Genomic DNA, 13757 nt, shown 5'->3' with positions numbered 1-13757 from the left:
TTGATTTCGAGAGCTCGGATCTGACGACTTAGCCGTGCGTCAGGGTGAGCGTGGTCCAATCGCCGATCACTTCGCGTTCTTTCAGGGCAAAACCGTTGTCCAGATAAGTCGCAAGCACAGCATCGGCCTGCTCGTTCAGGATGCCCGACAGGATTGCATGGCCGCCAGCGGCGATGTGCTTGGCCATGTCGGGGGACAGAGCGACCAGCGGCCCCTTCAGAATATTCGCAAAGATCAGATCGAACGGCGCAGCCTGTTCGATTTCCTTGGCGTTGAAGCCTGCCGCTTCGAGGCAGAAAATCGCGCCCGACATGCCGTTTGCGGCAAGGTTCGCCTCTGCCACGTCGACAGCGACCTGATCGATGTCGGATGCGAGCGTTGCGGCTTCGGGCCAGACGCGGGCGGCACCCATTGCCAGAACGGCGGTGCCGCAACCGACGTCGATCACGCGTTCAGGCTTCACGCCCTCCTCCACCAGACGGTTCAGCGCGCGCAGACAGCCAAGCGTGGTGCCGTGGTGGCCGGTGCCGAATGCCATTGCGGCCTCGATCAGCAGACCGATGCGGCCCTCGGGCAGTTTGTCGGCGTCGTGGCTACCGTAGACAAAGAAGCGGCCAGCCTCGACCGGCGCAAGTTCGCGGCGCACATGGGCAACCCAGTCGATCTGCGGAACTTCGGAGACGACGAAGTCCTTGGAGCCGTACATCGTCGCCAGCAGCGACAGTCCGGCGCGGTCGGGCTCTTCGGTGAAGTAGCACGCGACCTCGAACAGACCCGATCCATCCTCGATCTCGAACGAGCCGACACCTGTCGGTTCGGGGAACAGGTTATCGCAGGAAGCTGCGAGGGCTTCGGCCTGCTCCAACGAGGAGCAGACTGCGATGGCGGAGTAGGTCATTTCGTCGGACATGGCAGGCTCTTTATTCAGCGGGGGCGGCAATCGGTCGGGTAAACACGGTTTCATGCCCCGGTTCTGGATGGCGAGGTATCAGAAGCGCCAGACAGAAGGAAGTACCAGCCATCCCCGCCGCAAGCAGGAATACCCACATCGGCGACGACATCCACAACAGGCCGAGCAATACAGGCAGGAACACGGCCGCGATGTGGTTGATCGTGAAAGCGACCGCTGCGGTGGGCGCAATGTCCTTGGGATCGGCGATTTTCTGGAAGTAGGTCTTCAGCGCCAGCGACATCGCAAAGAACATGTGGTCGACGACATAGAGCGCCGAGGCCAGCACGACGCCCCAGCCGAACCAGTAGACCCCGCCATAGAGCGAGAAGACGATAACGAGACCCGCGTATTCGATCAGCAGCGCACGGCGCTCGCCCCAACGGTGGACAAGGCGGCCGATCTGCGGCGCGATGATCATGTTGGCGACGAGGTTGATGAGGAACAGACCCGTCACTTCGTGCACTTCGAAGCCGAAGCGCTCAACCATCATGAAGCCCGCGAAAACGACAAAGATCTGACGGCGCGCGCCCGCCATGAATTGCAGCGCATAATAGAGGCCGTAGCGGCGGCGCAGGACGAACGATTTGTTTTGCGGATGCGGCGCTTCGAACTGCGGATAGGCAAAGAGCGCGATCAACGCCACGATGAACGTGAAGCCGCCCCCGATCATATAGACGAAGTTGTAGGACAGATCGAAAGTCTTCCACGTCAGGACAAGCAAGCCGTAAGCGACCAGCGTTGCCCCCGACCCCGCCGCGAGCAGCCAGCCGATGGTCTGGGGCGCCCTCTCCTTTTCGATCCATTGAAGCTGGAGCGACTGGTTGACGGTTTCGTAGTAATGGAACCCGATCGAGGACAGCAGAGTGATGATCAGGATGCCCCCGAGCGTCGGGAACCAAGCCGTCACGCCCGTCGCGATGCCGAGCAGCATCAGCGAAAACAACGCCAGCTTCTGTTCGCGCACGACCCACAGAACGAGGATCACGCCGATTGCGAGGAAGCCGGGGATCTCTCGGACCGTGTGCAGCAGGCCGATATCCTCGCCGTGAAAATCGGCAGCTTCGATGACAAAGTTATTAAGAAGCGCGGACCACACGTTGAACGCCACAGGCATGGCCATAGCCATGAGAAACAGGAGCGAACGGGGTTGGCGCCAAAGAGGAAGGTGATGTGCTTCGGAGAGCGGAACAATGCGTGCCATGCTTTGCCGATACGCCTTTTCCCGCAGTCTGCCTAGAATTTTGAGCGGCGGTGCGGTGCGCCTCATGTCTGCTCATTTGCGCAACGCGTCATCCGAGCCAACCTCGCGCGCGCCAACCTACCCCGATGGCTTTTTGAAAGTTGCCCTCTGATGCGGGTTTACCCTTGGTTTATTGCCGCCTATATACGCGGGCATGTTCTACGTGGCGCACTTCATTATTCGAATTATTAACCCGGCGCTCTGAGATTGAGCCGCCGGGCCAATGGCGTATGCATACCGCGCCGCCCCACCGTATTTGAAGTGACACAGCCTATCCAAGGATCCCCCTGACATGTGTGCTGACACCACAGCAGTCGACTACAAAGACACCCTGAACCTGCCGGAAACCGATTTCCCGATGCGCGCAGGCCTTCCGCAGCGCGAACCCGAATGGCTGGCCCGCTGGGCCGAGATCGGCATCTACGATCGCCTGCGTGAAAAAGAAGGCCGCACGCCGTTCATCCTGCACGACGGCCCTCCCTACGCCAACGGCCACCTGCACATCGGCCACGCGCTGAACAAGGTTCTGAAAGACTTCATCGTCCGCTCGCAGCAGATGCTCGGCAAAGACGCGCGCTATGTTCCGGGTTGGGACTGCCACGGTCTTCCGATCGAATGGAAGATTGAAGAAAAGTACCGCGCCGAGGGCAAGAACAAGGACGAAGTGAACGTCGTCGACTTCCGTCAGGAATGCCGCAAGTTCGCCGAGGGCTGGGTCGACATCCAGCGCGAAGAGTTCAAGCGCATCGGCATCACCGGCAACTGGCCGCAGCCGTACCTGACGATGGACTTCCACGCCGAGCGCGTGATCGCTGAAGAATTCATGAAGTTCCTCATGAACGGCACGCTCTATCAGGGCTCGAAGCCGGTCATGTGGTCGCCTGTCGAGAAAACAGCTCTGGCCGAAGCCGAGGTCGAATACCACGACCACACCAGCCATCAGGTCTGGGTGCGCTTCAAGCCGGTTTCGGGCGGCGAGAAGATCTCGAGCGAGGACTTCAGCGTCGTGATCTGGACCACCACCCCGTGGACCATCCCGCAGAACCGCGCCGTCGCGTTCGGTCCGACCATCGAATACGGCCTCTACAAAGTGACCGAAGTGCACGAGCACTCGGCTGCGACCGTCGGTGAGGTCGTTCTGCTCGCCAATTCGCTGGCCGAAAGCGTGATGCAGGGCGTTCGCGTCACTGCGTTCGAAAAGGTTGCCGATGTGGCTGCCGATGCCCTCGAAGGTATGGTCCTCGCACACCCCTATCGCGGTGCCGAAGACGCCAACGGCGAGTGGGACTACGATGTTCCGATGCTTCCGGGTGATCACGTTACCGAAGAAGCGGGTACGGGCTTTGTCCACACCGCGCCGTCGCACGGTGACGACGACTACCAGCTTGGCCTGAAGTTCGGCCTGCCGATGACCTACAACGTCACCGAGGACTCGAGCTACCGCAAAGACCTGCCGATCTTCGCAGGGATGCACATCATCCTGCCCGACGGCAAAGAAGGTCCGGCAAACGTCGCCAACATCAAGCAGATGGCCTACACCAAAGCGCTGTTCGGCAAAGCTAAGCTCAAGCACTCCTACCCGCACTCGTGGCGTTCGAAAGCTCCGGTCATCTACCGCAACACCCCGCAGTGGTTCGCGGCGATCGACAAGGACGTCAACGACGGTCAGGACACCTACGGCAAGACGATCCGCGAACGCGCGCTGACTTCCATCGACAAACTGGTCAAGTGGACCCCGCAAACCGGTCGCAACCGTATCTATTCGATGATCGAAGCGCGCCCTGACTGGGTTCTCTCGCGCCAGCGTGCGTGGGGCGTACCGCTCACCTGCTTCGTCAAGAAAGACACCCTGCCAACCGATCCGGACTTCCTGCTGCGTAATGAGGCCATCAATGCCCGCATCTGCGAAGCGTTCGAGGCCGAAGGCGCTGACGTCTGGTACACCGAAGGCTTCAAGGAAAAGGTCTTCGGCAGCGACGCGAACCCCGAGGACTACAATCAGGTGTTCGACGTTCTGGACGTGTGGTTCGACTCCGGCTCGACCCACTCCTTCGTTCTGCGCGACCGTCCCGACGGCGCCGCTGACGGCATCGCCGATCTGTACCTCGAAGGCACCGACCAGCACCGCGGTTGGTTCCACTCGTCGATGCTCCAAGCCTGTGGCACCAAAGGCCGCGCGCCGTACAAGGGCGTGCTGACCCACGGCTTCACGCTCGACGAAAAGGGCATGAAGATGTCTAAGTCGCTCGGCAACACCATCGTTCCGCAGGAAGTCATCGACCAATACGGTGCCGACATCCTGCGTCTGTGGGTCGCCCAGACCGACTACACCGCCGACCAGCGCATCGGTGACAAGATCATCAAGGGCGTTGCCGACAGCTACCGCCGTCTGCGCAACACCATGCGCTTCATGCTCGGTTCGCTGAACGACTTCACCGAAGCCGACCGCGTTGCGCCGGCGGATATGCCGGAACTGGAACGCTGGGTTCTGCACCGCCTGGCCGAGCTGGATAAGGTCGTGCGCGAAGGTTATTCCGCCTACGACTTCCAGGGCGTGTTCCAGGCGCTATTCAACTTTGCAACGGTCGATCTGTCCGCGTTCTACTTCGATATCCGCAAGGATGCGCTGTATTGCGATGGCGACACGCTCCAGCGCCGTGCGTCGCGCACCGTTCTGGACATCCTGTTCAAGCGTTTGACCACGTGGCTCGCTCCGATCCTCGCCTTTACGATGGAAGAGGTCTGGCTCGAGCGGCACAAGGACGAAGGCGCTTCGGTTCACCTCGTCGACTTCTTCGACACCCCGTCGGAGTGGCTCGATCCCGAACTGGCCGCCAAGTGGGCCGCCATCCGCAAGGTGCGCCGCGTTGTGACCGCTGCTCTCGAAGTGCAGCGCCGTGACAAGGTCATCGGCGCCTCGCTCGAAGCGGCTCCTGTGGTGCACGTCGAGGATGCGGGTACGCTCGCAGCGCTCAAGACCGTCACCTTCGAGGATCTCTGCATCACCTCGGGCATCGAGCTGACCAACGACGCTGCCCCCGCTGAGGCTTACCGCATGGGCGAAGTGGAAGGCGTGGCTGTAGTGTTCGAAAAGGCCGAGGGCGAGAAGTGCCAGCGCTGCTGGAAGATCCTGCCCGACGTCGGCACCCACAAGCACGAGGGCGTTTGCGCCCGCTGTGACGCCGCACTCGGCTGATCGCCCGCGACACAACCAAAAGAAAGGCCCCTGCTATAGCGCAGGGGCCTTTTTGCATTCGGGCACCTTGTCATCGCAGACGCGCAGGATCAGGGTCGGAGCAAGTTAAGAAGGACCTCCGCCATGACCGATATCCGCATCGCCACCGCCGACGAACGCCAGCTCTGCTATGACATCCGCACGCAGGTTTTCGTCGATGAACAGAACGTCCCGCTCGATCTGGAGATCGACGAGCACGAGGACGAATGCGTCCACTTTATCGCGCGGATCGACGGGCAGCCGATGGGCACCGCACGGCTGATGGACAAGGGCTACGCCAAGCTGCAACGCATCGCAGTGTCGAAGGATGCACGCGGGACCGGCCTTGGCCGTGCGCTGGTGCAAGCGATGCTCGACCGCGCGATGGAACTGGGTAAGAGCGAAGCGCGCCTTGATGCGCAGGTCTACGCGATCCCGTTCTACGAAAAGCTGGGGTTCAAGGCCGAAGGGCCGGAATTCGACGACGCGGGCATCCCGCATCGCCTCATGCGCAAGAAGCTTTAACCTTCTTTTCCGTAGATAATCTGCTGGAGCGCGCCAGCCGCGACAAGGTAGATCGAAGTGATGACCAGCCCGTAGTGCGCCCAGCTCTGCGGGTGGAAATCGACCCAAGCCGCCCAGCCCGCAAAGACTGTCCAGAGGATCGCCATCGGCAACGTGACCTTGCGCCAGCGCGCCGTGCGGGTCGGGTGGACGAACTTGATCGGCAAGAACATCGACACCGACAGCAGTGCGACGAGCGCGAGAATGACCCAGTAATCGGGCTTCACCGCGAACACCACGAGGACGAACATATTCCAGCAACCGGGGAAGCCGCTGAATGAATAGTCCTTTGTTTTCATTCGCGTATCAGCGAAATAGAGCGCCGACGTAAAGGTGATGACGAGGATTGCGAACCAGCCAGCCCAACCCGGCAGAAGCTCGGGATGTTTGAAAAGGGCGTAAGCCGGCACAAACACATAAGTCAGGTAGTCGATGATGAGATCGAGCAGCACACCGTCATAAACTGGTGCGTTCTTTTTCACGTCGTACTTGCGCGCAAGCGGACCATCGATCCCGTCCACGAAGAACGCAACCACGAGCCAGAGGAACATGAGGCTCCACTGGTTTTCCACCGCCGCCAGCATGGACAGCATTGCGAAAACCGATCCGGTTGCAGTCAGAAGGTGAACGCCAAGAGCTTTGTGTGTCAGTGTCATCCGGTCCTCATGGACGAAACGGTCTTTTGACACAAGGTTTCAATTCTTCTCGCTCTCGTTAGCGCGAGGATGCGCGCGTTGGTACACTTCCATCAGCCGCGCTGTATCGACGGCCGTGTAAACCTGCGTTGTGTTGAGCGAGGCGTGGCCGAGCAGTTCCTGGATGGCGCGCAGATCGCCTCCGGCATTCAGGAGATGCGTCGCGAAGGAGTGGCGCAGCGCGTGCGGCGTCGCCGTCGCAGGCAGGCCAAGCTGCATGCGGGTGCGCGCCATGACCTTTTGCACGATGGCAGGTTGCAACGCGCCGCCGCGGACACCGCGGAATAGCGGTTTGCCCGCTTCCAGTTCATACGGACAAAGCTCGGTATAGAGGCGAACAGCGTCCCGCGCCCTGTGGATCACAGGCACGATCCGCTCTTTCCCGCCCTTCCCGACAATCCGCAGGACCTCGGGCAATGGCGCATCTTCTCCGGCCAAGCCCAGCGCCTCGGATATCCGCAAGCCGCATCCGTAGAGCAGCGTGATCACCGCCACATCGCGAGCCGCGACCCACGGCGTTTCGTGCTGGAGTTCGATCGTATCAAGTAGCTTCGCCGCCGCCTCTTCGGCCAGCGGCCTCGGAAGCTTCTTCTGGTATTTGGGCGCACGGGCCATGAGTACGGCGCTCGCATCGAACCCTTCACGGGCGGCGAGCCATTTGTAGAACGATTTCACCGCTGAAAGCATCCGCGCGAGCGAACGGGCCGCGACACCGCGCGACCGCTCGTGCGCCATCCACGCCCGCATGTCGGAAATTGTCAATTTCGAGAGGGGGCCCAGCCCCTCTGCCCCGCCATGATGTTCGGAAATGAAAGCCAGAAAAGCCAGCACATCTGTCTGGTAGGCTTTGACGGTGTTGTCCGCCGCGCCGTCAATTGCTCTGGTGTGGTCGAGCCAGCGGCCCAAAGCGTCTGTCAGCGCGGGCGAGATCAATCCAGCCAGCGCCGCATGGCGCGTTCGAAAACACCGCCGAAGAAGGCAAGCAAATCGGTGCCTTGCTGCGGGGTGAACTGGTGCGGATCTTCGGCGCCCATCGCGAGCATCGCCGGCAAACGCCCCTGCCCCAGATCAAGACGCAGACAAGCCTCCGAGCGGATGTCGGCAGCTTTGTCGCCGTAGATGCCCTCCGCCTGCGGCACGACCTGACGGAGCGTGACATAACGGATCGGCGATTGGCGACCGCGGGTCAGATAGTCGTCGACGAAACCGGCAGCAACGATACGCAAAGTGCTGTCGAGGCGCTGAACGGCCGGATCGTTTTCCTCCGCCCCGCTTTCAAGCACGAGGCGCATCGCGCAGAGGCGCAGGATTTCGGGGATTTCACCGCTCAGTTCGGCAATGAATTCTTCGAACGTGTTTGCTTCCAGAACGCGCAGCGTGGCGCGATGGATCTGGTTGGTGCCCGCAAGATTGTCGTACGCAGCGGCAATAACGTTGCGGTGGGTTTCTTCGAGGCGGTCCAGACGTGTTTCCAGACGCGACATAGCGATGCCGCGCAGATCCACGATGTTATTCCCCATCGCACGCTCGTTGCCGGCTACCAGAGCCTGCATGAGATCCTTGTCATCCAGCACAACGCCGGGATCCGTGAGGATCATTTCGCGCGTACGAGAGTCGATTTGCGGCCTGCCGCTCATCTGAGCCTCTTCCATATTCTAACCCGATATTACACAACCACTGCTTTATGTATGGTTAATTCCAACTATTGGCGCAAGGGGAAGGTCCCGCGCGCAATTCACACTCTGCAATAGTGCAACGCAGATGACACGGAACCCCGCGCCGCTCGTTCACGTTGAATTCACGACCAAATCAGCGGGACGGTAATGTTTCAGGCCATCATCGACGAACTCAGCAACACCTTCCCCGAAGTCCCCGCCCAGATCGCCGCCATCAGGCTGATCGCCGCTCTTACCTTAGGTTCAATCATCGGCCTTGAGCGCGAACGCAAAGGCAAACCTGCGGGATTGCGCACGAACATGTTGGTGGCGCTGGCAGCCTGTCTGTTTATCCTCGTGTCGCAAGAGCTTGCGACGATGAGCTTTTCCAATGCCGATGTGCAACTCGACCCGCTCCGTCTGATCGAAGCCGTGACCTCGGGCGTTGCGTTTCTTGCGGCGGGCATCATTTTCACCTCCGGCGGCAAGGTCCAGAACATCACCACGGGCGCGTCACTATGGCTTTCCGGCGCGATCGGCCTTGCCTGCGGCACGGGTCAGATCCCACTCGCCGCGATGGCGACGTTCATTGTGGTGGTCGTCCTATTCGTGATCGGTCACCTCGAAAAGCGCGTGAACTGACACGAACCCGCGAGTCCGCCTTTTCCTTTTCGCCGTCAGTGATTACTCATGTCGCAGGCGAGCGGAGAACGTGGAAAGCGTGGCGGATTACTTCGAAGAAGGCGAATTGGTTTCGGTCCTGACGACGCAGTTGGACCGAATGCTGGACTATAAAGCCCCCGCCGGAGGCTGCTGGACCGGTGCATTCGTCGACGTGCCGCTCGGCCCGCGCAAGATCCTCGGCGTTGTCTGGGGACGTGGCCGCGGCGACTTCGACATCAACAAATGCCGCCCCATCAACCGCGTCCTCGACGTCGCCCCGATGCGGGACGAACTGCGCGAATTCCTGATCCGCGTGGGCAGCTACACCCTCACCCCGATGAACGCGATGCTGCGCTTGGGCACACGCGCACCCGGCCTTGGTGATGCGCCGTCCATGCGCAAAGTGTACCGTATGGGTGGTGCGATCCCGAACAAGCTGACCGACGCCCGCTCTCGCGTGATTGACGTGCTGCGGGACTACGGCGGCGCCTCGTTTACGCTCAAGGAACTGGCCGAGATGGCGGGCTGCGGAACCTCTGTGGTCAAGGGCCTCGTCAAGCTGGGCGCGGTAAGCGAAGAGGACGCCCCGCGCGACACCGCCTACCCGCCGCTCGACCCCGATTTCGGCGGCAAAGACCTGAGCGAGGACCAAGCGACCGCCGCAGCCGAACTGCGCGAAGGCGTCAGATCCCAGCGCTACGGCTGCACGCTGCTGAAGGGGGTGACCGGCTCGGGCAAGACCGAGGTCTACCTCGAAGCCGTGGCCGAATGTCTGCGCCAAGGCCGCCAAGCACTGGTCCTGCTGCCAGAAATCGCGCTGACCTCCGAATTCATCACCCGCGTTGAGGCCCGCTTCGGCATGAAACCCGCCGAGTGGCACTCGGGCGTCACGATGACAGAGCGTCGCCGCTGCTGGAAAATGGTCGGCCAAGGCGATGCGCAACTCGTCGTCGGCGCACGGTCCGCGCTGTTCCTGCCCTACCGCGACCTCGGCCTGATCGTCGTGGATGAGGAACACGACACCTCCTACAAACAGGACGACGGCGTCCTCTATAACGCCCGCGATATGGCCGTGCTCCGCGCCAGCCTGAACGACGCGCAGATCATCCTCGCCTCCGCGACGCCGAGCCTCGAAAGCTGGGCCAATGCGGACCTCGGGAAGTACAAGCGGATCACCCTGACCTCCCGCTTTGGCGAGTCCGTCATGCCAGAGATGAACGCCATCGACATGCGCAACGAACAGGTGCCGTCCGGCCGCTGGATCTCGAATTCGCTGCGAACGGCGATCACGGAACGCATTGAAAAAGGGGAGCAATCGCTCGTCTTCCTGAACCGCCGAGGCTACGCCCCGCTCACGATCTGCCGCGCTTGCGGCCACCAGATCGCCTGCGATCACTGCGACGCGCGGATGGTCGAACACCGCTTCCTCAAGCGCCTGATGTGCCACCAATGCGGCGAAACCAAACCGATGCCGGACACCTGCCCCTCTTGCCAAGCCGAGGGAAAACTGAACCCCGTCGGCCCTGGCGTCGAGCGTATGGCCGAGGAAGTCACCGAACTCTTCCCCGAGGCCCGCGTCGCCGTCCTCTCGTCCGACCTCTTCGGCTCCGCCCGCGCGCTGAAAGAAAAGATCGAAGAGATCGCCAGCGGCGAGGCCGACATCATCATCGGCACGCAGCTCGTCGCGAAAGGCCATAACTTCCCGCTGCTGACCCTCGTTGGCGTGATCGACGCGGACCTCGGCCTGCAGGGCTCCGACCTGCGCGCGGCAGAACGAACGTTCCAACTAATGCGTCAGGTCGCAGGCCGTGCGGGCCGCGCCGCCAAGGCGGGCACGGCCCTCCTCCAGACATACCAGCCCGAACACCACGTCATCCGCGCGATCCTCTCGGGCGACGAAGAACAGTTCTGGGAAGCCGAAGCAGCAGAGCGCCGCGCCGCTGGCGTGCCGCCCTATGGCCGCATGGCGGGCATCGTGATCTCCGGCCCCGAACTGGCCGAGATTTTCGACCTCGGAAACCACCTCGCCCGCAACGCCGAACCACTTCGCCGCATCGGCGCGCAGGTCTTCGGCCCCGCCCCCGCGCCCATCGCGCGCATCCGTGGCCGCAACAGGGTCAGACTATTGGTAAAGGCCGAAAAAGCCGCGCCGCTCCAGCAGGCGCTTACCCAGTGGACGTCGCACCTGAAGCTCCCGAACAACGTCCGGCTTGCGATCGACATTGATCCGCAGAGCTTCTACTGACTTCATTCTGATAAAAATACCTCCGCCGGAGGCATCGGTATCTATGATGCCGAATTCCTACCGAAGAGGCCCGTGAGCGACCGCCCGACCAATCCGGAAACGGTTGGCTTCTGCGCTATGACGTAGGGCAGCGGACGGCAGACCTCCAGAGCGGCAAGGCCAACTCGCGCCGTCAATGCGCCGTTCACCACACCCTCGCCAAAACGGCGGGGGACTTTGGTCGGCGCGCCGCCTCCGGCCACGGTGCCGATCAGGTCATCACCCACCGCCACAGCGCCAGTTGCGACCAAGTGCGACAGGACCGAGCGTGTCAGACGCCATGATCCCAGCGTGCCCGAACGGCCGCCGTATATCTCTGCAATCCGGCGTATCATCCGCAGGTTCGCGCTCAGCGCCGTGAACACGTCTGCCAATGCCAGCGGCACGATGGCCGTGACTGTCGCGACCTGACGCGAGGCCGCTTCGACTTCGGCCCGCGCGCGTTGGTCGAGCGGCAACAGCAGCGATGTCTCCGCCAAACCGAGCAACCCATCGGCGTCGAGCACCTCGTCCTTGCGCTCTTTCAGGGTTTGCAGCCCCCACTTCATGTCAGCGCGGTGCGCATAGAGCGCCTCGACCTGCGCGACCACGTCCTTTGCCGCCTTCAGGTCGTGAGAGGCCGCCGCGTCCATCGCTGCCTGATGTACACGATCAAGCCGCTTCATCCGCGAAAGCGCCCAGATTTCCTTGAGCGCAAGAAGCGCGAGCAGCAGCAACACCGCTCCGATCAGCACCGTTGCGATCAGACCCAACACGGGAGAGCGGTCCAGCAGACCCGTCACGTAGTCCCACGCAGCAAGCGAAATGATGAAGCCGATCAGCGACGCCAGCAGACCGAAGAACCACTTCAACAGCGGCGAACGCCGCCGCACCGAGAGAGCTGCGAGCTGCTGCATCGCCGCGCCTTGCGGCGGCACGTCGTCATCAAGGATCGGCGGCGCCTCTGCGGGGTTCGGCGTCTGGTCGGGTTCGAGGTCGATGAGGATCGGGCCTTTGCGGGTCACAGGCGGTCTCCGAACAGAAATTGGGCAGCGCGGTCGAGCCGGATGTGCGGCGGGCCGTCACCGGCTTTAAGCGTCAGCGGCGCGGGCGAGAAATTCATGATGCCGTAGTCCTCGTCGAGCCACTGCTCGGCGCGGTCGCGGGCCGGCCCCATTAGGTGCGCGGGATCATCCGGCAAAGCGCCCGGATAGAACGCCGCCTGCCGCCCGTTTTCAAGCGTACCTCGGACGACATCAAGCTCGGTGCCTTTGTGGTCGACCGTGTCCTCGGTCGTGGCGCGCAGGGCGGCGATGGACATGGCTTGGGTCTCGGCCCCTGCAAAATCGGCGCGGTCTTTGGCATCACGCAAAAGCGCGGCGGTAATCGCAGTCAGCTTGGCGTGCTGGGAATGGTGGAGGTGATCGGCCTTGGTCGCGGCGAACAGGATCTTTTCGACCCGTTTCCCGCCGAGGATACGCGACAGCCACGCGTTTCGACCCGGACGGAACGCCGACAGGATATCCGCCATCGCAGTTCGCAGATCCTCCACAGCGCGCGGACCGTTGTGGATCGCACCCAGCACGTCAACGAGAACGATCTGCCTGTCGATACGGGCGAAATGCTCTTGGAAAAACGGTTTGACGACCTGCTTTTTGTACGCCTCGAAACGGCGCTCGCATTCACGCCAATACGTTCCCCGTCCCTGCGGCGCGTCATCGGGCAAAGGCGCAAAGGTCAGCACAGGCGAGCCTTCGAGGTCACCAGGCAGCAGGAACCGACCGGGGGTAAGGTCGGAATAGCCCTCCTGCCGCGCGGCCTCCAGATAATCGGCAAACGACGCCGAAAGTGCGCCCAGCGCGGTCTCTTGGAACTCTGCCGTGGCATCGAACTGATCGAGCGTATTGCGGAAGCCGTCAGCCGATTTGCGATAGTTCATGCGGTCGAGCGTTTCGGCGCTCCACTGCGCATAGGTTTTGTCGAGAAGCGCCAGATCGAGCAGCCATTCCCCCGGATAATCAACGATATCGAGGTGGATGGTGCGCGGACCACTGACACCTGCCAGCAGTCCAGACGAACGGACACGCAGCGAGAGCCGTAGTTCGGACGTGCGGCGCGTCCCCTCGGGCCACGATGGCGTTTTCGACGTGACTTTGGAGAGGTGGTCCTCGAACGGAAAGCGCGGAACGGTGTCGTCGGGCTGCGGCTGCAAATAGGCGGACAGGATCGCGCCGTTCGCGGCGGGCACGAACTGCGGCATCCGTCCGCGGTCCATCAGATTGGCGACCAGCGAGGTGATGAACACAGTCTTACCCGCACGGCTGAGGCCGGTGACGCCCAGACGGATCACGGGTTCGGAAAACGGCGAGGTCACCACATCGGTCGCGGTTTCAATCGTGCGGGTGATCCCGTTCACAATGCTATTGAGCGGCAATGGTCTCTCCGTTTCGGCCTTGCCTGATAGATAGGTCGGAACACCTGCCATTTGTAGGGTGCGCGCGGCATTGAAAT

Annotated in this window: 11 protein-coding genes; 4 read left to right on the top strand and 7 right to left on the bottom strand. The window is 61.9% G+C overall.

The features are described 5' to 3' along the window. Positions 1-28: 28 nt before the first annotated feature. Both HCZ30_RS07055 and HCZ30_RS07050 read right to left on the bottom strand, forming a co-directional pair. A complete protein-coding gene (locus HCZ30_RS07055) occupies positions 29-910 on the bottom strand; it encodes a 50S ribosomal protein L11 methyltransferase (protein ID WP_246212663.1) in 882 nt (293 codons plus the stop codon). A 10-nt stretch (positions 911-920) separates the two neighbouring features. Continuing rightward, positions 921-2153, bottom strand: coding sequence for an MFS transporter (locus HCZ30_RS07050; RefSeq protein ID WP_167637581.1), 1233 nt, complete (start codon positions 2151-2153; stop codon positions 921-923). 331 nt (positions 2154-2484) lie between these two features. Here HCZ30_RS07050 and ileS point away from each other — a divergent pair, with 331 nt between their 5' ends. Both ileS and HCZ30_RS07040 read left to right on the top strand, forming a co-directional pair. Then, on the top strand, positions 2485-5388 hold the full coding sequence (gene ileS, locus HCZ30_RS07045; RefSeq protein ID WP_167637580.1) for an isoleucine--tRNA ligase: 2904 nt from the start codon (positions 2485-2487) through the stop codon (positions 5386-5388). Positions 5389-5511: 123 nt separating this feature from the next. Next, on the top strand, positions 5512-5931 hold the full coding sequence (locus tag HCZ30_RS07040) for a GNAT family N-acetyltransferase (protein WP_167637579.1): 420 nt from the start codon (positions 5512-5514) through the stop codon (positions 5929-5931). Here HCZ30_RS07040 and HCZ30_RS07035 read toward each other — a convergent pair. The 3 genes from HCZ30_RS07035 to HCZ30_RS07025 are packed head-to-tail and all read right to left on the bottom strand — an operon-like array spanning position 5928 to position 8302. Next, the gene (locus HCZ30_RS07035; protein ID WP_167637578.1) at positions 5928-6626 is read right to left on the bottom strand and encodes a CDP-alcohol phosphatidyltransferase family protein; all 699 of its coding nucleotides are present in this window, start codon (positions 6624-6626) and stop codon (positions 5928-5930) included. The two genes, HCZ30_RS07040 and HCZ30_RS07035, sit on opposite strands and share 4 nt — an antisense overlap. 39 nt (positions 6627-6665) lie before the next feature. After that, positions 6666-7598 (bottom strand): tyrosine recombinase XerC, encoded by a 933-nt coding sequence (locus HCZ30_RS07030; protein ID WP_167637577.1) that lies wholly within the window; start codon positions 7596-7598, stop codon positions 6666-6668. Continuing rightward, positions 7595-8302: a DUF484 family protein gene (locus HCZ30_RS07025; protein WP_167637576.1), complete on the bottom strand. Its 708-nt coding sequence runs from the start codon at positions 8300-8302 to the stop codon at positions 7595-7597. The genes HCZ30_RS07030 and HCZ30_RS07025 overlap by 4 nt, the downstream gene beginning before the upstream one ends. Positions 8303-8488: 186 nt before the next feature. On the opposite strand from HCZ30_RS07025, the gene HCZ30_RS07020 reads away from it, so the two are divergent. Beyond that, positions 8489-8962 (top strand): MgtC/SapB family protein, encoded by a 474-nt coding sequence (locus HCZ30_RS07020; protein WP_167637575.1) that lies wholly within the window; start codon positions 8489-8491, stop codon positions 8960-8962. 70 nt (positions 8963-9032) lie between these two features. Further along, positions 9033-11228: a primosomal protein N' gene (locus HCZ30_RS07015; RefSeq protein ID WP_432442758.1), complete on the top strand. Its 2196-nt coding sequence runs from the start codon at positions 9033-9035 to the stop codon at positions 11226-11228. 41 nt (positions 11229-11269) lie between these two features. On the opposite strand, the gene HCZ30_RS07010 is transcribed toward HCZ30_RS07015, so the two are convergent. Together HCZ30_RS07010 and HCZ30_RS07005 are read right to left on the bottom strand one after the other, a co-directional pair. Further along, complete coding sequence (locus HCZ30_RS07010) at positions 11270-12271, bottom strand: TIGR01620 family protein (protein WP_167637574.1); 1002 nt, start codon at positions 12269-12271, stop codon at positions 11270-11272. Next, positions 12268-13680 carry a YcjX family protein gene (locus HCZ30_RS07005; protein ID WP_167637573.1) on the bottom strand — a complete coding sequence of 471 codons (1413 nt, stop codon included), beginning with the start codon at positions 13678-13680 and terminating at the stop codon, positions 12268-12270. Before HCZ30_RS07005 ends, HCZ30_RS07010 begins: the two co-directional genes overlap by 4 nt. Positions 13681-13757: the final 77 nt, after the last annotated feature.

The sequence above is a fragment of the Marivivens donghaensis genome (assembly GCF_011806565.1).
Classification (GTDB): domain Bacteria; phylum Pseudomonadota; class Alphaproteobacteria; order Rhodobacterales; family Rhodobacteraceae; genus Marivivens; species Marivivens donghaensis_A.
The sequence above is the reverse complement of the archived record's forward strand: the minus strand, read 5'-3'. Positions and strand labels throughout refer to the sequence as shown.